The 22,418-nt window shown below is 47.6% G+C and carries 10 protein-coding genes; 5 read left to right on the top strand and 5 right to left on the bottom strand.

Going from position 1 to position 22,418, the window contains the following annotated elements; genetic code table 11:
• Positions 1-367 precede the first annotated feature (367 nt).
• The 3 genes from QUA03_RS24185 to trpB form a co-directional block, all read right to left on the bottom strand.
• On the bottom strand, positions 368-1,000 hold the full coding sequence (locus QUA03_RS24185; RefSeq protein WP_333215637.1) for a ribonuclease D: 633 nt from the start codon (positions 998-1,000) through the stop codon (positions 368-370).
• Positions 1,001-1,172: 172 nt separating this feature from the next.
• A complete protein-coding gene (locus QUA03_RS24180; RefSeq protein ID WP_333215635.1) occupies positions 1,173-1,679 on the bottom strand; it encodes a CAP domain-containing protein in 507 nt (168 codons plus the stop codon).
• A gap of 277 nt (positions 1,680-1,956) precedes the next feature.
• Entirely contained in the window at positions 1,957-3,195 is a 1,239-nt protein-coding gene (trpB, locus tag QUA03_RS24175) for a tryptophan synthase subunit beta (RefSeq protein ID WP_333085184.1), read from the bottom strand.
• 376 nt (positions 3,196-3,571) lie between these two features.
• Here trpB and QUA03_RS24170 point away from each other — a divergent pair, with 376 nt between their 5' ends.
• From QUA03_RS24170 to QUA03_RS24155, 4 genes are all read left to right on the top strand, one after another.
• Positions 3,572-3,940 (top strand): translation initiation factor, encoded by a 369-nt coding sequence (locus QUA03_RS24170; RefSeq protein ID WP_333215634.1) that lies wholly within the window; start codon positions 3,572-3,574, stop codon positions 3,938-3,940.
• Positions 3,941-4,092: 152 nt separating this feature from the next.
• Positions 4,093-4,686: a recombination mediator RecR gene (recR, locus tag QUA03_RS24165; RefSeq protein ID WP_172187730.1), complete on the top strand. Its 594-nt coding sequence runs from the start codon at positions 4,093-4,095 to the stop codon at positions 4,684-4,686.
• Between the two features lie 346 nt (positions 4,687-5,032).
• Entirely contained in the window at positions 5,033-7,144 is a 2,112-nt protein-coding gene (locus QUA03_RS24160; protein ID WP_333215631.1) for a prolyl oligopeptidase family serine peptidase, read from the top strand.
• Positions 7,145-7,917: 773 nt separating this feature from the next.
• Positions 7,918-15,132 carry a DUF4347 domain-containing protein gene (locus QUA03_RS24155; protein WP_333215629.1) on the top strand — a complete coding sequence of 2,405 codons (7,215 nt, stop codon included), beginning with the start codon at positions 7,918-7,920 and terminating at the stop codon, positions 15,130-15,132.
• A gap of 695 nt (positions 15,133-15,827) precedes the next feature.
• Here QUA03_RS24155 and QUA03_RS24150 read toward each other — a convergent pair.
• Positions 15,828-16,451 carry a GNAT family N-acetyltransferase gene (locus QUA03_RS24150; protein ID WP_333215627.1) on the bottom strand — a complete coding sequence of 208 codons (624 nt, stop codon included), beginning with the start codon at positions 16,449-16,451 and terminating at the stop codon, positions 15,828-15,830.
• A 321-nt stretch (positions 16,452-16,772) separates the two neighbouring features.
• Entirely contained in the window at positions 16,773-17,018 is a 246-nt protein-coding gene (locus tag QUA03_RS24145) for a hypothetical protein (RefSeq protein ID WP_333215625.1), read from the bottom strand.
• Positions 17,019-18,174: 1,156 nt separating this feature from the next.
• On the opposite strand from QUA03_RS24145, the gene QUA03_RS24140 reads away from it, so the two are divergent.
• Complete coding sequence (locus tag QUA03_RS24140) at positions 18,175-21,699, top strand: response regulator (RefSeq protein ID WP_333215623.1); 3,525 nt, start codon at positions 18,175-18,177, stop codon at positions 21,697-21,699.
• Positions 21,700-22,418 lie beyond the last annotated feature (719 nt).

Raw genomic sequence — 22,418 nt, 5'->3', positions numbered from 1 at the left:
TTAGATTTTAGATTTTAGATTTTAGATTGAAGCATTGACCCCACGGATAAATTCGGGGGGCAAGTTTCTCGGATACAGGTTTTTGATTTCTGGGTCCTGAGTCTGCTTTCGGAATGAATCCGGGGGCTTGTATCCTGGATGCTTTCGGTCAAATAATAATAATTACCTTTGTAGTGAGGACTCAAGTCCAAGCGAGTTTTATGATAACTCAAGTCTTCATTACAAACCAATTTGATTGCAATTGTGCGAGGTGACACAATATTATACAATTTCAAAAAAAGAATGCAATTGTATGCCCTTGCTCTAAACCCTGGTAGTCATCAGTCATTCCCAATCTAAAATCTAAAATCTAAAATCTAAAATGGTATTAGCCGTGCTCGAAAACATCATTGTACTGCAATAAATCCAAACTCACAAAAACTGGCAAACACTGAAAACATTGCTGTGCAATTTCCCAGCGTTCTTCTCGCTGCAACATAGCAGTCAACTTTTGTTTAGCGCTCAGCAAATAGCGGACATCGTTAGCAGCATAATTTAGTTGCTCGTCAGAAAGATTAGTCGCATTTCCCCAGTCGGAACTTTGAGATGTTTTATTTAATTCTACCTTTTCAAGTTCTAGAATTAATTCTTTCAATCCGTGTCTGTTGGTGTAAGTTCTAGCAAGTTTACTAGCTAGCTTGGTGCAGAAAACTGGTGCAATGTCAATACTTAAATTGTAACGCATTGTTGCCATATCAAAGCGCGCAAAATGAAATACTTTTTCAATACTTTCGGCTTCCATTAACTTCTTTAAATTCGGTGCTGCTGTCTGGCCTTTGGCAATCCGCACCACTGCAACTTTACCTTCGGGATTGCACAACTGAACCAAACACAAGCGATCACGCCAAGGTAGCAAACCCATTGTTTCCGTATCAACGGCGATCGCCGGAGCAGTCAAATAATAAGATAAGAGAGAATCGGGAATATCACCATCGCACACTTGAAAATCTGCAAATTCCATTATTAGTAATTTTTGACTGTTGACTGTTGACTGTTGACTGTTGACTACCTTCTTCCCTCTTCCCTCTTCCTTCTTCCCTCTTCCGACTTCCCTCGGACTGACATCCGTTACATCCGTTACATCCGTTACATCCGTTACAGAATCCGTTGCCGAACTTCCTTCTTCCTTCAAATTATCGACTGCGGACAAAAAGCTGAGTAAAATAATACTCCCCTTTGGCATTTTTCGCAACCCCAATACCAGTCACATTAAACTGACCCTCCATATTCTTACGGTGGCCGTCACTTTTAATCCAACCCTCAACAGCATTGCGTACCGGGTCGTTGTAGCCAAAATTGTAAGCAAGATTTTCAGCTACACTTTGATAAGGAATGGTAATTGCTTTCGCCCGCCCCTCAAATCCATCGTGGCTAAAACTGACTTTACCCTTAGCCATATTTTCGCTGTGAATTCTTGCTATCTGACTGATTCGCGGATCGATACTCAGCGGCGGCAACTTTTTAGATGCTCGGTATTGATTTATCTGTTGGTTAACCGCTTTTTCTAAGTCAGTAATAGCACTCAAAGCAACATTAGTATTCATGGGAGTTTGTGGCAGCGATCGCATAGGAATGGAGGTGTCACACTTAGGCAGGATTGTCAACAATCCCAAGCAAATCGAAATCAAACCTTTGGACATGAAATCAAACGAGAAATAAAGTTAATTGTTACTATTAGTGTCAACTTAAGGCCAAAAGTAGTATGAGTATACCGTCTGAGGATAAGCCTCTATATCCCCCTCGCATCCCCCTTAATAAGGGGGACGAAACATCGGTTCCAGTTCCCCCCTTAATAAGGGGGGCTAGGGGGTATCTAGACTTCGATACAAACGAGAGATACAAAGGATTTTAGTCTTAAGTTGACACCAATTAATTGTTACCAATTCCTACAGAGCGATCGCCCCACATTCCGCTAACCTAGATATTCAGAACCTTCGCCACAGTGTTCACGTCTTTGTCGCCACGTCCGGAACAGTTCAGCACAATGCGCGGATTGCCTGTTAGCTGTGGGCACAGAGTCTCTAAATAGGCGATCGCGTGAGAAGTTTCCAAAGCCGGAATAATCCCCTCCAACTGCGAAAGTCGCTGAAATGCTTCCAGCGCTTCTGCATCAGTTACGCTATAATATTCAGCCCTGCCCGCATCTTTCAAATAACTGTGTTCCGGCCCCACACCCGGATAATCCAAACCCGCACTAATCGAATGCGGCTCGATTACTTGACCTTCATTATCTTGCAGCAAATAGCTCATCGCCCCGTGTAGAACTCCCACACTTCCCTTAGTCAAAGTAGCAGCGTGTTTATCAGTTTCCACACCTTCGCCCGCCGCTTCAATACCGATCAATCTGACAGTTTCTTCCCCGACAAACTCATGGAAAAGGCCCATTGCATTAGAACCGCCGCCAACGCAAGCTAATAAAATATCCGGCAAACCGCCCCACTTTTCCTGACACTGAGCGCGCGTTTCTTCACCAATTACCGCATGGAAATCGCGTACCATCATCGGGTAAGGATGCGGGCCCGCTACGGAACCGAGGATGTAATGAGTTGTTTCGACATTTGTCACCCAATCGCGAATCGCTTCTGAAGTCGCATCTTTCAGCGTTCCCGTACCCGCAGCCACCGGCCGCACTTCGGCTCCCATCAAGCGCATTCTAAACACATTTAAAGCCTGTCTTTCCATGTCGTGAACGCCCATGTAGACAACGCATTCTATACCAAAACGAGCGCAAACTGTGGCGGTAGCAACGCCGTGTTGACCGGCACCAGTTTCAGCAATTACCCGCTTTTTGCCCATACGTTTTGCCAGCAATGCTTGAGCTAAAGCGTTGTTAATTTTGTGAGCACCAGTGTGGTTTAAATCTTCGCGTTTGAGGTAAATTTGCGGGCCAGTTCCGTCTGCTTTAGCGTAGTGTTCGGTGAGGCGTTCGGCGAAATACAAAGGGCTGGGGCGGCCGACATAATCTTTGAGCAATTGTTGGAGTTGCTGTTGAAATTCCGGTTCGCTGCGGTATTTGTGGAAAGCGGCTTCTAGTTCAAATAAAGCGGGCATCAGGGTTTCGGGGACGTATTTGCCGCCGAATTTGCCGAATCTGCCGAGGGAGTCGGGGCGTTGGGCGCTGGTTTCGGTGGTGAGATGCAGGGGGGTGACTGTCATTTGATTTTAGATTTTAGATTTTTTAGATTCGCGGGTAAGCTAGAGGCTTGGTGTTGATCGTACCAAATTGGTTGTGGACTGGAGCCGATAGAACAAATTTCATTATAATTGCTTGAACGCTTGACCTAAAGTATCCAGGATACCCGCCACGTGATTCATCCGTCCAGAAATAAAAAACCTGTATCCGATGAAACTTGCCCCCCGAATTTATCCGTGGGGTCAATCCTTCAATCTAAAATCTAAAATCTAAAATCTAAAATCGATTGACGGGCTAATACAATAAGTAGAAGATAGATGGCATTCCGAGCGATCGCAACCATACCCCAATCCGCTAAAACTAGAAATACCAGTAAAAAAAAATCAAGCATCTTAACCTATGGCAGCATCCAAACGCAAAGATTCTGACAGCAAAACAACCGAGGGCAAACGAATAGTTTACTCCGAATTCGGCAACGTTGACAACTCGGCAGCCCTCCAACGGGGAATTGCCGAAGTTCCCCCTAATCAACAAAACCTCAAAATCGAAGCATCCCGAAAAGGACGCGGCGGCAAAACAGTTACAGTCATCAGTGGCTTTCAGGAAAAACCCGAAACATTAGCAACTTTAGCCAAGCAGCTAAAAGCCCAATGCGGTACTGGCGGCACAGTCAAAGATAATGAAATCGAAATTCAAGGCGAACACAAGCAAAAGCTGCGAGAAATTATCACAAAGTTAGGCTACAAAGCTAAAATTAGTGGAGGGTAAATTAGTCAATAGTCATCAGTGTATGGGCGGGACGAGTTTATGATATACTTAGTTTAAAACATAGATGGTTGGTAAAACCCGCCCCTACATCGCGCTAATTCTACGATCGCGAATCAACCAGAAATGATATTACCAATTACCGCCAATTTTTAATGTACACTCGACCTTTAGCTCGTTTAATCGAACAATTGCAGCGCTTGCCAGGAGTCGGTCCAAAAACAGCCCAGCGGCTCGCTTTACATATTTTGAAGCGACCGGAGGAAGAAGTGCAAGCCCTAGCTAAATCTTTAATTGATGCCAAACAGCAAGTAGGTTTCTGTCAAGTATGCTTTCACTTATCTGCTGACCCTGTTTGCGAAATTTGCCGCAATACCAACCGCGACAGTCATACCATTTGTGTAGTGTCAGAATCCCGCGACGTAATCGCTTTAGAAAAAACGCGGGAATACATGGGTAAATATCACGTTGTTGGTGGCGTTATCTCGCCGATGGATGGAATTGGCCCAGAACAATTGAACATTCAACCGTTAGTCCGGCGCGTCAGCCAGCAAAAGATTAAGGAAGTAATTATTGCTATTAGTCCCAGCGTGGAAGGCGAAACTACTACTCTTTATATTGGTCACTTATTAAAACCTTTTACGCTGGTGACGCGCATAGCTTTTGGTTTGCCGATGGGGGGAGATTTGGAATATGCCGATGAAGTTACATTGGCTCGTGCTTTGGAAGGAAGGAGGGAGTTGGATTAGTTGAAAACGGGTGATGGCTGATTTAAAAATAAGAGAAACGAACCGCGAAGACGCCAAGAGTACGTTCGGCGAAGCCGTTCCCGAAGGGTAGGAAGAGAAGAGAGGATGAAGAGTTGACAATTGATGCGACGAGAGCTATATTCTAAGCTTCTGCGATTGCTTCGCTCAGGCTCGTAATGACAAAATTGTAAGATATGAAACCCGCGTCGGCGGGTTTTGTCTGTGTAGCGACAGGTTTCAACCTGTCGGGTATTTGGTATTTGCTATTTGGTCTTGAGTTTCGTTGTTCCCTGTCGTCACTGCCGCGAAAGGGTAAACTGGACAAAGTTACCGAGAGTAAAAAATCATGACCCAATTCGATCGACCTTTCACCTACCCCACAACCCGCAAAATCGACCAAACAGACGACTACCACGGCGTCAAAGTATCCGACCCTTACAGGTGGCTGGAAAATCCTGACTCAGAGGACACCCAAGCTTGGGTGGAAGCCCAAAATCAAGTTACCTTTGCCTATCTCAACGAAATTCCGGCGCGGGAAAAAATCAAACAGCGCCTGACTCAACTTTGGGATTACGAGAAATACGGCATACCTTTCAAAGAAGGATCTCGCTATTTCTACTACAAGAATGATGGTCTGCAAAATCAATCCGTACTCTACACATTAACATCCCTCGACACCGAACCCAAAGTATTAATTGATCCCAACACTCTCTCAGAAGACGGAACTGTTGCTTTGGGGGGGATAGCTATCAGCGAAGACGGCAAATACATGGCTTACGGTTTGTCAACTTCCGGTTCTGACTGGCAGGAATGGAAAGTCCGTGAGGTGGCAACAAGCGAAGATTTATCAGACCATTTAAAGTGGATTAAATTCTCAGGAGCATCCTGGACTCACGACGGCAAAGGCTTTTTTTATAGTCGCTACGACGAACCCAACGAAAAAAGCAAGCACGAAGAAGTTAACTATTACCAAAAACTGTTTTACCACCAACTCGGCACCCCCCAATCTGAAGACGTATTAATCTACGAGCGACCCGATCAAAAAGAGTGGGGATTTAGCGGGGGCGTCACCGAAGATGGCAAATACTTGATTATCTCAGTTTGGCAAGGAACTGAAACCAAAAACTTGATTTTCTACAAGGATTTAACTGCACCGGAATCAACCGTTGTAGAACTGATTAGCGAATTCGAGGCTGAGTACAGTTTCATCGACAATGAGGGATCTATTTTCTGGTTTCAAACAAACTTGAATGCACCGTTGGGCCGCGTAATTGCGATCGACACCAACAACCAACCTCCGTCATCCCTCGCTTGTGATGAAACTCCCCCGTCGCCCAGAGAGGGGGGGTTCACAGAAATTATCCCCGAAGCAGCAGAAACTCTCGAAGGCATAGGCCTGCTGAACAATCAATTTGTGGCTTCCTACTTGAAAGACGCCTACACCCAGATTAAAATCTTTAACTTAGATGGCTCTTTCGTGCGAGAAGTTGCCTTGCCCGGAATCGGTTCGGCGGGAGGATTCAGCGGCAAGCGGCACGACACCGAAACCTTTTATGCTTACACCAGTTTCACTGCACCTAACATCATCTATCACTACAATATGGTGACAGATGAAAGTACCATTTATCGGCAGCCAAAGGTCGATTTTAATCCCAACGATTACGAAACAAAACAAGTATTTTACCCAAGCAAAGACGGTACGCAAGTACCCATGTTTATCACCCACAAGAAAGGCTTGCAGTTGGATGGCAATAACCCCACTTATCTTTACGGCTACGGCGGTTTTGGCGTGTCCCTAACTCCGAGTTTTTCGGTTAGCAATGTCGTATGGCTGGATCTGGGCGGAGTTTATGCGATCGCCTGTTTGCGGGGTGGCGGCGAGTACGGCGAATCATGGCACCAAGCAGGGACAAAGTTGAATAAGCAAAATGTGTTTGACGACTTTATAGCTGCCGCTGAATGGTTGATCGAAAACAAATACACCCAACCTGCCAAATTGGCGATCGCAGGTGGAAGCAACGGCGGTTTATTAGTAGGGGCTTGCATGACTCAGCGGCCGGAATTGTTCGGTGCGGCATTGCCTGCCGTTGGGGTTATGGATATGCTGCGCTTCCACAAGTTTACCATTGGTTGGGCCTGGACTTCGGAATACGGTTCTCCCGAAAATGCCGAGGAATTCCCGACAATTTACGGCTATTCTCCCCTGCACAACCTCAAACCGGGAACGACTTATCCGGCGACAATGATTACAACTGCCGATCACGACGATCGCGTGGTTCCGGCCCACAGTTTCAAGTTTGCTTCTGCTTTGCAAGAAACCCACGCGGGAGAAAAACCCGTGTTAATTCGGATAGAAACTAAAGCGGGACACGGGGGCGGCAAGCCTACTGCTAAAGTGATTGAAGAATTAGCTGATGAATGGGCTTTTTTAGTGCGCGAACTCGATATTGACGCTTAGCAAGCGACGTTAGGGCGTGCGATCGATGGAGTTTGATGATTTAGATAGAAAGACGGTGTAAAGGGCGATCGTACTTTTTGAATTCAAGGGCGATCGTTCTTTTTTGGCCCCGCAATCCTGGTATTAACATATATAATTTGTCAACTTTTTTTGTTAAATTTTGTAGCGTTAAGTTGCTATTATTACATGGCTGTGAGTTTACTGCACACCCAATTAGTATAAGTATAAATCTCTAGAAATACGGTACTCTCAACTTTTAAGAGCGATCGCACCTCAAAGTCAAAATCTGCCAATTTTTAGGAAATTAATATTTTCAGTATATTTACCGTTCAAGCTGTCTGAGACAGCCTCGATATCACCAGACTCAGAACAGTGGCATGAGGGGTGTGACCCCTTGTGCTGATGAATCCGTAAGTAATTTACCATATAACTAACCTTAGACCTGATATCATTTTGCCCAAAAATAGAGCATCTTCGCTAATACAAAGGCTGTTACCCCTTATTCATCTTAGAATTTGCAGCCATCTGTCGCATCAGGACATCCAAGGGCGATCGCTGTAAATCCTGTCTAATGATTGACTAAGATCACAAATCACAAATAGAGGTAAGTATTATGTTTTCTAAACCAAATAATTTTTAAAACTTTATAGTTGAAAGTTTATCGTCACCTATGAAAAGGGGTAGCTTAGATTTAGCAATAAAATCAACCCCAAATGAAAACCCTCCTAAATCTGTCAAATTTGTCATCTACACAAACAGGGAAATCTACAAATATGGAGACTAAAATCTTGAGACAAGCTACCCATAAAGCAGAGACGGCTAGCCGAAAAAATCTAGCGATTGTGGATTCAAAAGTAGAAAACTACCAAGAGTTGCTCAGGGGAGTGAAATGCGGTACAGAAGTAATCTTGCTGGATAGAACCCGGGATGGAATCGAGCAAATCACCGAAATTCTGGGTCAGCGCAACAGCATCACCAGCCTGCACATAGTTTCTCACGGTCGAGAAGCAGCAGTAGAAATCGGCTCTACAGAAATTAATATTGATAATCTAGAAACCTACAGCAACCAATTGCAGCAGTGGGGAAAAGCCCTTAACGAATCTGGCAGCATTCTGCTTTACGGCTGTAACATAGCAGCCGACGAATTCGGCATTAAATTCATACAAAAACTCAGTGAAATAACAGGAGCAAATATTGCCGCTTCCAACAACCTGACAGGGAGTGCAGCACTAGGCGGCGACTGGGAATTAGAAATTACCACAGGACAAATAAATACCGAAATAGCCTTTGAAAAAGAAGTCCTAGAAGGCTACACATCAGTCCTCGCTACCTTAGCGGCTGAAGAATTTAAAAATTCAACAGTAATCGGGCCTTGGATATATGGAGTTGGCAACACCCTTACACCTGACCCAGGCTTAACCGCAGGTAGTACACCAAACCCCAGCGGAGTTATTCCTGCTTTAGGGACTGGCGATCCAGCCGGAATAGGTACTTTGAGATTAACATCAAACGCCTTTGACCAATCAGCTTTTGTTATCTATAACAACCCCATCTCCGCCACTGAGGGTCTGAGAGTTACCTTTGATTTCTTTGCCTATAACAGAGGTAATGACATTTATCCTTTTGAAACACGGGTTCCGCCTCCCATTCTTGGTGCCGATGGCATTAGTTTTTTCCTCATTGACGGAACAGCTACGCCAACAAAAGCGGGAGGCTACGGTGGCTCTCTCGGCTATGCTCCGAATAATAATCCTGCTTTGTTTTCAACTGGTCTTTCAGGAGGTTATTTAGGTGTCGGATTAGACGAGTTTGGCAATTTTTCCAATCCTACTGCAGGGCGTGTGGGCGGCCCAGGGCAGCGACCTGATGCAGTAGGACTTAGAGGCAGGGAAAGCACAATCCCAACCGAAAATTATAAATTTTTAGGTTCTAGTCTTTTAACTAACACTTTGACGGGGGTTTCCATTGGCATAGACAATAAAGACGCACCCAGTCGCACTACTCTTAATACTAAAAGAACCGTCCAAATTACATTATTCCCGACGACTTCAGTAACACCTAACCGTCTTACAGTTGCCTTAGACTTGGACGGTAGTGACACATTTGATGCGGGCGAAACACTGATCGACATACCAAATTTGGCAACCATAAACGGAGCAGTGCCACGTACTTTTAAATTTGGCTTTGCTGCTTCGACTGGGGGAAACACAAACATTCACGAAGTTAACAATGTCATCATCCAAAGTATAGATCCGCCTACACTCGTAGCCGACGTTTCCATTGTTAAAAAAGGCCCGCTGTTCGCCACACCCAACAGCACCATAACCTATACGATTACCTCCACAAATAACGGGCCAAACAGCGCCGAAAGCGTCCTGATTCAAGATCCCCTGCCCGCAGGCTTAATACCAGTCAGCATATCTGACGGCGGTACTTTAGACAGCAAAACGCGAACTGTCATCTGGCCGGCGATTCCGACTCTGGCTAACGGTGCTAGCCAAACCCGCACCATCACCGCCACAGTTTCCCCAACAGTCACAGCTCCCTTAACTAACACTGCCTATAGCACATCCAGCACTTTCGACCCAAATCTAGCTAACAACAATAGTTCCCAACCCATCTCTCAAGTCTCAACTACAATTGTTGCTGCTCTTGCCGATGTTGTTACCACCAAAACCGGGACTACGGCAGCAGCACCGGGTGAAACAGTTACTTACATAATTTCCACAGTCAACAACGGGCCAAGCACAGCCGAAAACGTCACCGTTACCGACAGCATTGTTCGCGGTTTAACAATAGTTAGTCTACCCAACGAGGCTGTTTACAATCCAGATACTGGGATTGTCACCTTCCCAGCGATTCCCAGCTTGCCTTCCGGTGCTCCTCCTGCCATTAACACAGTCAGCTTTATCGCACCTGCATCTGCATCTGGCAACGTCACCAACACTGCCAGAAATACCTCAGCTACCCCAGATCCTTTTCCTGAGAACAACAACGGCACTGATCCGCTGGCTACAGTCACCACAACTCTGACACCTAGTGCCGATGTCGTTACCACCAAAAGCGGGACTGCGACAGCAGCACCAGGTGAAAGAGTTACTTACATAATTTCCACAGTCAACAACGGCCCAAGCACAGCCGAAAACCTCACAATTACTGACAGCATCGTTGGCGCCGTAACAGAAGTCAACGGCGGTGTCTACGATGAGAATACAGGTATTGTCACCTTCGCGCCCGTTCCCAGCTTAGCCAGCGGTGCCGCCGTCACCAACACAGTCAGCTTCATCGTACCTGCATCCGGCAGCGTCACCAACACCGCCAGAAGTACCTCAACTACCGCTGACCCGACTCTGGACAACAACGCATCTACAGTCACCACAACTCTGACACCACCTCCAACTCCCAACCAACCGCCAGTTGCCAACCCTGCCACCTCCAGCCTCGGGCCCAACAGCAGCCAGTTAGTCACGGGATTGGGAGGCCGCGACCTCGACCCCGACGGGTCGATCGTCTCTTACACGATCAACACCCTGCCCTCACCAGACCAAGCAGTCCTGTTTTTAGGAGATCCAGCCAACGGTGGCGTACCCGTGACACCAGGCCAAGTCCTTACTCCAGCACAGTTGCAGCAACTATTTTTCCAAACGACGGGAACCTTTACAGGAAGCAATTTCACCTACAGCGCCACAGACAACAGCGGTGCTATCAGTCCCCCTGCTACCGCTACTGTGGATGGACTGATAGCACCAACTCCCACACCAACTCCAACACCAACTCCCACACCAACTCCCACAACTCCAACTCCCACACCAACTCCCACACCAACTCCCACAACACCAACTCCCACACCAACTCCCACACCAACTCCCACAACTCCAACTCCCACACCAACTCCCACACCAACTCCCACAACTCCAACTCCCACAACTCCAACTCCCACAACTCCGACTCCCACAACTCCAACTCCCACACCAACTCCCACAACTCCGACTCCCACACCAACTCCCACAACTCCAACTAACAACCAACCGCCATTAGCCAACAATGCCAACTCCAGCCTCGGGCCCAACAGCAGCCAGTTAGTGACAGGATTGGGAGGAAGCGACCCCGACGGGTCGATCGCCTCTTACACGATCAACACCCTGCCCTCACCAGACCAAGCAGTCCTGTTTTTAGGAGATCCAGCCAACGGCGGCGTACCAGTGACACCAGGCCAAGTCTTGACTCCAGCACAGTTGCAGCAACTATTTTTCCAAACGAAGAGCAACTTTACAGGAGCCAATTTCACCTACAGCGCCACAGACAACAGCGGCGCATCCAGTCCCGCTACCGCTACTGTCGCGGCCATACTTCCAACGAACAACCAACCGCCAGTTGCCAACAATGCCAACTCCAGCCTCGAACCCAACAGCAGCCAGTTAGTGACAGGATTGGGAGGAAGCGACCCCGACGGGTCGATCGCCTCTTACACGATCAACACCCTGCCCTCACCAGACCAAGCAGTCCTGTTTTTAGGAGATCCAGCCAACGGCGGTGTACCAGTGACACCAGGTCAAGTCCTGACTCCAGAACAGTTGCAGCAACTATTTTTCCAAACGACGGGCAACTTTACAGGAGCCAATTTCACCTACAGCGCCACAGACAACAGCGGCGCATCCAGTCCCGCTGTCGCTACTGTGGCGGCTATCTTGCGGCCTGTTTCGCCAATTCCCACACCAACTCCAACTCCAACTGACAACCAGCCGCCATTAGCCAACAATGCCAACTCCCGCCTCGGACCCAACAGCAGCAGGTTAGTCACGGGATTGGGAGGAAGCGACCCCGACCCCGACGGGTCGATCGTCTCTTACACCATCAACACCCTGCCCTCACCAGACCAAGCAGTCCTGTTTTTAGGAGATCCAGCCAACGGCGGTGTACCAGTGACACAAGGTCAAGTCCTGACTCCTCAACAGTTGCAGCAACTATATTTCTTCACGACGGGCAACTTTACAGGAGCCAATTTCACCTACACCGCTACAGACAACAGCGGTGCTATCAGTCCAGTCGCTACCGCTAGTGTGGCTGGACTGATAGGGCCCACACCAACTCCAACTCCAACGAACAACCAACCGCCAGTTGCCAACAATGCCAACTCCAGCCTCGGACCCAACAGCAGCAGGTTAGTTACAGGATTGGGAGGAAGCGACCCCGACCCCGACGGGTCGATCGCCTCTTACACCATCAACACCCTGCCGCCAGCGGCCCAAGGAGTCCTGTTTTTAGGAGATCCAGCCAACGGCGGCGTACCCGTGACACCCGGTCAAATCCTGACACCGGAACAGCTAGGACAACTATTTTTCCAATCCACAGGTAGCTTTACCGGAGCAACTTTCAGCTACAGCGCCACAGATAGCAACGGCGCTACCAGTTCCCTGGCTACCGCAACTCTCGGTGCCACAGGAGCAACTCCCACACCAAATCCCCTAAACTTACCGCCAGTAACCAACAATGCTAATTTCACGGTAGAGCCCAACAGCAGCGCGCGGGTGCCGGGATTGGGAGGAAGTGACCCCGATGGGTCGATCGCCTCTTACACCATCAACACCCTGCCGCCAGCGGCCCAAGGAATCCTGTTTTTAGGAGATCCAGCCAACGGCGGAGTAGCCGTGACACCAGGTCAAGTTTTGACACCGGAACAAATAGGACAACTATTTTTCCAATCCACCGGCGACTTTACCGGTGCCAATTTCAGCTACAGCGCCACAGATAACAGCGGCGCTACCAGCCCCGCCACTGCTACAGTTGCCGCTATCTCCCCGACTTCCAACCAACCGCCATCGATTAACAATGTTAACTTCACGGTTCCGACTAACGGCATCGTGCAGGTGTTGGGATTGGGAGGAAGTGACCCCGATGGGTCGATCGTCTCTTACACCATCACCAGAGTCCCCCCAGCCAACCAAGGAGTCCTGTTCCTATCAGATTCAGTCAACGGCGACATACCCGTGACAGTCGGTCAAGTTTTGACTCCGGCACAAATAGGACAACTATTTTTCGTAGCCACAGTTGACTTTAACGGAGCAACTTTCAGCTACACCGCCACCGACAACCTCGGCAAAGTCAGCCCCGCTAGCGCTACTGTTGCTGCTATCTTGAGGCCAGTTGGAACAGTTCCCCCACTCATACCTACACCCACACCAACGCCGGCATCGCCGATCATCTCAAATCCGATCGCCGAAACAGATACCAACTGTCAATGTTCGCCCATTATTGAAAAACCGGGAATTAACTTTGCGCCTCCGCAGCAACCACCCGCAGTTGGCTTTGTCCGGCCTATTTCACAATTTTCAGAGGGACAAACCACCAAAGGAACCGACGGCGATGACTTGATCGTAGACACCAAAGGCAACCAAAAAATCTTCGGTTTTGAAGGCAACGATCTGCTTTTAGGTGAAGACGGCGCGGACGAAATTTACGGCAACGAAGACAATGACACGATTTTTGGGGGCATTGACACCGATATTGTTTACGGAGACGAGGGCAACGATATCGTATTTGCAGGCAAACAGAACGACTGGATTGCCGGCGACTTAGGCTCTGACAGCCTGTTTGGAGATCTAGGTGCCGATACGATTTTGGGAGACAACGGCAACGATAACTCCAGCAGTGCTCAGAACAATGGCGATTTGATCTTCGGAGGCAACGGTGCAGACCTGATTAACGGCAACGAGGGCGACGATACCATCCATACCGGCAAAGGTGACGATATTGCCCTTGGAGGTAAAGAAAATGACTTAATTTGGGGCGAACTCGGCTCCGATACGTTGTTTGGTGGCATCGGCTCCGACAGCTTGTTTGGGGGCATCCGCGACCAAAAGGCTAGCGACTCCCAGGGACGCGACTTGCTGTACGGAGGCTTCGGTAACGACTTCCTCAACGGCCAACAAGGAAACGATACGCTGGTTGCAGGGAAAGATAACGATCGCGCTTACGGAGGTAAAGGCAATGACATCATCTACGGTCAATTAGGGTCCGATACCCTCTACGGCGGCCAAGGAGCCGATACTCTGCTCGGCGACAGTGGCAGTTCTCAGTCAATCGGGGATATCGGGGAACAAGACTTAATCTTTGCCGACGGTGGCAACGATATCATTGGCGGCGGTCACGGTAATGATACCGTGCAAGCAGGTAAAGGCAATGATTGTGTTTGGGGTGGCAAAGATCATGACCTGATTTGGGGCGAACTTGGCTCTGATACCCTTGTGGGCGACAGCGGCGACGACACCATGTACGGCGGTGCTCGAAGTCGAGTTCAAGATGTTGGCGGCCAGGACTTGCTCTTTGGTGGCATCGGTGCTGATGTGCTGTTCGGCGATGAGGGTGACGATACCATCAGTGGCGGTGAAGACAACGACTTGATTTACGGCGGCAAAGCTAACGACCTCATACACGGAGATCGGGGTGACGACTTGATTTACGGCGGTGACGGCAGCGATGAGATCTGCGGTGACGAGGGCAACGATACCATCTATGGCGATCGTGCTGATAACCGGGGTGTCTCGGTGGCCGCAAACGACCAGCAAGACTGCATCAACGGCGGTGAGGGCGATGACTTGCTTTACGGCAACGAAGGCCAAGATACTATCAACGGAGATGCTGGCAGCGATACCTTGATTGGTGGTAAAGATAACGACCTTCTCAATGGGGGCGCTGGAGATGACTGGCTGTTTGGCGACTTGGGCGAAGATACTTTAATTGGAGGTATTGGGAGCGATCGATATGTGTTGAATGGTGAGGGCGGCACTGATACTGTCATTAACTTCGAGGTAGGCGTCGATAAGTTTGTTTTGACCGACGGGCTGAGTTTCCAGCAGTTGCAATTTAGCACCACTCCGAACGGTACGTTGCTGCGAGTAGCTGGAACCGATCGGGTTTTAGCAAATCTGGTTGGGGTTAACGGGCCAATCGGCTCCTCGGATTTCCTACCAAATCTCTCTGAACTCTAGAATTGGCGGCGAAAGTCTCCTGTTCTGGCGAACAAAACGCCACAGCAGATCAGAACTTCTGTGGCGTTCCTCACCCTACTCAATCCGGGTTAGAAACTTTGTTGCACTCGGCCCTTGACATCGCTCTTACAGTTGCCTTTTGTCTCTCTCTAAAATGCTAAAAAATAAAGGTGTATTCAAGCCGGATTTGGTATAATCATTTTTTTTAGCAGCGGGATTATTCATGAATCTATTATCTTGATCGGCTTGAATTAGCGTCAATTCCTTGTCATCTACGGTTAAGGAATTATGTTTTTTCAACCGCAGATACAGGCAGATAAACACAGATTAACGCAGATTAATTAGATTAATTTTTGTTGCACATTCCGTGATTATTGACTGGTTTTTACGCCGGATGAGGATACCGAATTTGATATAATATCATGTCCGGTCGATTACGCCTAATACGGTAGGGGCGGGTTCACGAAAAATATCTGCCAATAATTGAAATCTCAAAAACCCGCCCTTTTAATCGCTCGATCGGACTAATTTTATTGTGTTGCGCGATCGGGATTAAGAGCAAACTAAAATTTATCACTAATTCCCCATTCCCATTCCATTGATCCACAATTCGGAAGTACAAGATACACGGATAGCTATTTTTTCCTTTTTCTTGGCGAAGCCCCAATTCCCCATGATCAATTCAAATACTTAGCTTAGGATAGCGAAATCTGCTTGCGTAAAAACAGGCGGCGCGGCTGGCCGAACAGCCAACCAGTCCAATTCCAATCCACCTGTTGCAAGCGATAGCCGGCCTGATAGTACAACTGTCGCGCCGGGTGATTATTTTCCAGAACGTGGAGGTAAATCTCCGAAAATCCCCATTCTTTGGCGGTCTCCTCGCAGTTGCTGAGCAATTGTTGAGCAACTCCCTGCCGCCGGTAATCCGGGTGAACGGCTAAATTCGACAAATAAGGATAGTCAGAACTAGGGATTTGCCAAGGAAAGCGAGAACGCAAAGCCATTTCTACTGTTCCTGCCATACGCTGAGTTCGGTGCGATCGATAATTCTGTGTTCCCTCCTCGCGCGAGACTAGCTCAGCAACCAGACAAATGTAATGTTCTGCCTTAGAACGCAGTCGATTTTTTAAATCTTCATAAATGCCCAAACGCAACACTGGATACACCCATTCTACCAACCCCTCGCGGGAGTGAAAGCTCATGGCTAAAATATCAGCTAGCTGCGTTAAGTCGTTGGGCACAGCGACCCGGATCGAAAAACCAGAAAGTCCGGGAGTTTGTTGTTGGTGAGATGGTGAGGAAAAAAATGAAGGATTCACAATGCCAGGCCACTATATTAATTTTTTTACGCGGGTTTCTAAGCTACCCTCTTAGAAAATTCACTAATGTTATACTGATCTTATAACCTAACTTATAGGCATAGTTTATGAGCCCGATTAAATTATATTTTTTGGTGCTTGACTTTAAGTACAATTTGAGGTAAACAGAAAATTTTTATCATTTAATATTCTAGTTATGAAAAAATAAAATTCATCCCCTAATACTAGATTTGTGGATAAGCTATTTTGCCTTTAAATTGAAGCTTGATCCCTGGCTTTCCGCCGGCATCAGAAGAGTTTAAGTAAACAGTAGCTTACAAATTAAATGCGCGACAGCTTAGCGGGCAAGGTATTAAAAACAATCACAAAGGTTTTAACATCAGGTTCCCGGAATCCTACCGATCTCTGCTTACGGAAATACCCGATCGAATATAATTTATCCGTCCAGCGGTAGTAGAAAAACTCCACGACTGACCATACTAACACCGCGTACGATCGCGCGTCGGATGTTCGCCGCCGCCCCCCCCGGCTTGGCACCCTAGTTTTCAGCAGTTCTGGGCTATCCATCGTCCGTCCCCCATGGAACCGGCCTTACCTGTTGAGCTAGGGGGTACTTTCCCAACTTCCAATTTAAATTTGGATGCCTGGAAACAGTCAGCAGGGGTTTTCGCCGTCGGTTCGATACTCTGCTGCGCGCGATGAGACCTTAAAAACCTCGATCGAGCTAATTGACCCTGCCCAAAAACCGATACAAGCCACCGACACTCGTCGGGGACCGATCAAAATTTTAGACCCTAGTTCAAGCTCCCCGATTCATCTGTGGAGTAAATCTAAAATCTAAAACCTAAAATCTAAAATCGACTGATCGGTTTCCACAGAGTACATCCCTAGCTAAGATTAACAGATGGATGCTCGAGCTTGCGGTGTTTCGCTGCAGTAATTGGCTTGGGCGTTGGTCTGCAGGACGCACAAAAAATGCCGAGATCGGGGAAAAAAGTGCAAGTCTAACTAAAATGGTACAGCAATTGCGTCACTCCCACAGACACCTCTGTGGTCTGTGGGCCACCCCCGAATATCAGTCAGGGGCTCGGCGCCTGATTGTGGTCGGTATCCTTGGCTGACTGTTAAAGTTGCTATTACTTGTGGGAAAAAACACAGGCGAAGATGTTGGTTGTCTATTCTATCTTGCTGCGGGCAGCTTTCACATACCAAATAAAATAGTCCCAGGAGCCAGGAGCAAACATAAATCTGGCAAATCAACTCACAATCAGGACGGTTATTCCTATGTATTCTGAGAAATCCAGACGGCAGTTAAAATAGCCAGATTTGTGTTTGCTCTCCGGCTGCATAAAGGTAAGGGGGGGAAGGAAAATTATCGGGAGACGAGTTTATGTGAATATCATTAAATAATAAAATTGGGGTGCACGACAGATAACTGTGGCTCAGAAGAATTCCGAATTGAAAACCCAGACCTCAAAACTCAAGGTTGATGCTTGCCTCTCACACTCACAACAACTTCATATCGACGAATTATTGTGATACCTTTTTCCCGAAATAATGGCACTCTAGGCAAAATCCCAACCCTTATGTCATCAGTCATTCGCAATCGAAAATCGAAAATCGAAAATCGAAAATGCTATGACTTCAGCAATTTAAATCGGCGAATTCTTCATTTGATCAGACTTATTAAATCGAACAGCCCCGGGGCACAGGAGAACGGTGCATGAATTCCCAAGAAAATCCTAAGCTAAAAATTCTGATCGTCGATGACGAACCGGATAACCTCGACTTGCTTTACCGCACCTTTCATCGAGACTACAAAGTGCTCAGAGCCGAATCTGGCCCCGCTGCGCTCGAAATTTTGGCAAAAGAGGGAGAAGTTGCGGTGATTATCTCAGACCAGCGAATGCCAAAAATGAGCGGTACGGAGTTTCTCAGCCTGACGGCGGCTCAGTACCCCGACGTGATCCGAATTATTTTAACTGGCTATACGGATGTTGAAGATTTAGTTGAAGCTATTAACGCTGGCAAAGTATTTAAATACGTTACCAAGCCTTGGGATGCTCAAGAGCTAATCAATCTTGTCAGTCAAGCTGTTGAGACTCACAATCTTCTGAAAACGCGCACCAATGAACTGCGCCGTGCTTTGAGCCAAGAATCGCTGCTTTATGCCGTTACCAATACTATCCGATCGGCTCCCAATTACCAGCAAATGCTGCAAAGAATTGTGGAAACTGTCGGGCAGATGTTTGAGGTGAGTTGCTGTCTGCTGCGGCCGTTCCAAGACGGCCGGGTGGCCGATGAGTGGTTCGTTTACCAGAAGGCAGAAACTAAAGGTTTGGGGGGCGATGAGGAAGTCACGCCCGGAGATGCTTCTGCTGTCGAACTCTCCCCGGATTTGCTGCCGGATTTGGTTTGGGAAACTCTGGATGTGGAGGTGATTCAAGATGCCCAAACTGACGATCGAGTTTTAAACTGGGATAATCAGCAACGACAGCAGGCTTACGAAGCTGCGAATATTCGATCGAGCTTAATCGTACCGCTGTTTTACAAAATCGAACTGATGGCAGTCTTGGCGCTGCACCAGTTTGAGGAACCGCGCCAGTGGCAAGACCACGAGGTACAGTTGGTAATTACGGTGGCAGACCAAGCGGCTTTGGCGCTTTCTCAAGCCCGGGCTTACGAACAGGTGCGGGCGCTGGCCAAGCGCGAGGCCTTAGTCAATACTATTACTACGGCAATTCGATCGAGTCTCGATCCCCAAAATATTTTTGCAGCCATTACTCAACAACTCGGCCAAGCTTTGCAAGTTGACGGCTGCGCCCTATCTCTGTGGACTGAAGATGATGAATACGTCCAATGCGTGGGGCTATACGACACAGATAGGGATACCGTGGCTGTAGAACAGGGTTTTATTGACAATCCAGAAGTAGTTGTGAACTCTCTGGGCTACGAGACGGCTTCTGGTGATGCTGCTGAGAACACTCGCGCCTGGGTTTTTGCCCATCCTTCTTTGCCACAGTCTTTGGTGCCGATTCGAGGCAATCCGCTGTTGTTGCAAGTTATGGTATCAAAAGAGCCGGTGGCGATCGAAGATCTCGACGAACACCCTGAGTTAAATGTTACAGAACTGCAAGTTCGATCGCCAGCCCGCGCCCTGTTAGTCGTTCCCTTACTCTCAGAAGGCAAAATCATCGGCAGCATTTCCCTGCGCCAAAATCACAGCATCCGCCGCTGGAACATCTCAGACATTGACCTGGCTCAAATAGTCGCAACTCAAGCTGCTCTAGCCGTGCAGCAGTCGCGCCTCTACCAGACTACCAGACAGCAGGCAGAAAGGCTTTTGGAAGCCGATCGGCTCAAAACCGAATTTTTCCAAAATATCTCCCACGAGTTCCGCACCCCTCTAACTCTAACTATCGGCCCTCTGGAATCAGCTTGTAGACGCAAAGAAGACTTACCCTACGAACAAGCCGTAATCGCTTTGCGTAATTCCCGTCGCCTCCTGCGCTTGGTAAATCAACTGCTGGACTTGCAGCGGCTCGATGCTGGACGGATGCAGCCAAGTTTTCGCCCCTGCGATTTAGTCGGTTTCTGTTACTCTACCGCAGAGTCATTCCGCGCCTACTGCGAGAAAAAAGGACTGCACTTAATTACCCAACTGCAAGAATGTCCTTTACTTTATTTGGACTTGGAAAGATTTGATAAAGTTATTTACAACCTGCTGTCAAATGCTGTCAAATTTACCCCAGAAGGCGGAACTATCACTCTGAAAGTTGAATCTGCCGGCGCTCACTGTTTGTTGCAAGTAAAAGACACTGGTATCGGCATTCGCACCGAACAAATCCCCTATTTATTCGAGCGCTTTCGCCAAGCCGAAGGTTCAGCTAGCCGTTCCTATGAAGGCAGCGGCTTAGGTTTGGCACTTGTCAAAGAATTAGTCGAACTCCATGGCGGTCAAATTTCAGTTGAGTCAGTTTACGGCGAAGGTACTACTTTTACCGTTTGGCTGCACTTCGGTTCGACTCACTTGCCCCCGGAACAGGTACTAGAAATACCTGCAGAGTTTCACTCATCGAAAGCTGCGGTTGAACTGGCAGATGTGGAGGCGGAGTTGTCGGAAAATGAGGCTGAAAATCATAATTTAGAGGCGCTCCAAGCGATCAAATCAGAAACAGCAGTGGGAACGGTTTTGGTGGTTGACGACAATCCCGATTTGCGCTTTTATGTGTCGGCAATTCTGCGAGATGCCGGCTTTGCAGTTTTGTTGGCGCGCAACGGAGAAGAAGGATTTGCGGTAGCTAAAAAACGTCGCCCTAATTTAATTATAACTGATTTGATGATGCCTTTGATTTCGGGATTGGATTTGATTCGGATGATTCGAGAGGATGAGGAATTGCAGGGAACTCCGGCAATTTTGCTGACCGCTAAAGCCGACGAAGATACTCGAATTGAAGGAGTAGAAAGGGGTGCAGATGCTTATTTATCTAAGCCTTTTAACGATCGAGAATTGTTGGCGGAAGTGCGGAATTTGATCGCCCTCAAACAAAACGAGCGCCGAGTGCAGCAGTTGAACAGTTATTTAACTGAGTCGGTGCTGCGCCGATTTTTGCCACCGGCGATGGTGAAGGCCGCAGCGGCTGGAGATTTGGCCTTGGATTTGCGCCCAGAACCGCGATTGATTACTATTTTGTTTAGCGATATTGTCGGTTTTACTCAAATGGCAAATACGCTGCGCTCGCGCCGGGTAGCTGAGCTGTTAAATGAATATTTGGCGGCAATGACTAAGGCTATTTTTGACAGTGGCGGTACGGTGGACAAGTTTGTTGGAGATGCGGTAATGGCTTTCTTTGGGGCGCCGGAGGAACTAACCCCTAATGAGCAAGTACGCCGCGCTGTGGCTGCTGCTGGCCAAATGCTGCAAGCTCTGAAGGAGCTTAACAAGGGCTGGTTGGAGCAGGGAATTGTTGGGGAAAATGGGGTGGCTCCGGTGCGGTTTCGCTGCGGAATTCACCAGGGTACTGCGGTGGTGGGGATGTTTGGCGGCCCTGATCGATCGGATTATACTGCGATCGGGCCGAGCGTGAATATTGCCGCCCGCTTGCAAGAGGTGACGGAACCAAACACGGTGCTAATTTCGGCGGCGGTGGCAGATTATGTTGAGGAAAATCGCATTGTTAAATATAAGCCTTTGAAACTAAAGGGAATTGATGAAACGGTATTGACTTTTTTACTAAATTGTGATTAGTCATTATAAGTATTATATGTTGATATCCCATGCACTATTTCTGGAACAACCTATTCCTAAATAAGTAGATTAGCTGCCAAATATGTATGTAGCCCAAAGCGGTTGTCACTCCGTGAAAGAATCCTTAGAAGGGATATTTTATGCAAACAATCGCCCGATTGATGATAGCTTGATAGTCGCACCTACTTACTAGCCGTAAACAATGTGTTAAATTTAACTTGAATCACGCTAGTTAATGTTTAGTTGCATAAAGATTATTTTTCCCGCGTACCTACTTAAGCGCGCGGCTCTGCGCTCCGGTTGTGGACTCATATCAATTCCGGTTGGATCGGAATAGTCCAATCCAGTCAAAAATCAACAATTACCTATGGATGGTGCAACCGGAATTGATGTCATTCATCTGCGTTAATCTGTGTTAATTTGCCCTCATCTGCGGTCAAAAAAAAGAAAATTTATTAACCGCAGATGACAAAGGATTGACGCAGATTAACGCAGAGGTCGAGAAGAGATATATGAATAATTCCGCTCCTAACAGATTGGATATCAATTGTTTAATCTAAAATCTAAAATTTACAATCTACTCACCAAAGTTCAAGCTTCCAAAGGGCGGGTGGGGACTCAACTCTAAAATCTAAAATCTAAAATAGACCTCTTGCGAAAGTGCGCTCGTTCTAGGTAAAATAAAAGAAAAAATTAGCTCCCATAATATGAAGTACGAA

Origin of the sequence: Microcoleus sp. S36b_A4, assembly GCF_036700645.1 — a bacterium.
In the GTDB taxonomy this organism is placed as follows: domain Bacteria; phylum Cyanobacteriota; class Cyanobacteriia; order Cyanobacteriales; family Microcoleaceae; genus Microcoleus.
This window is presented reverse-complemented; position numbering and strand designations above follow the sequence as displayed.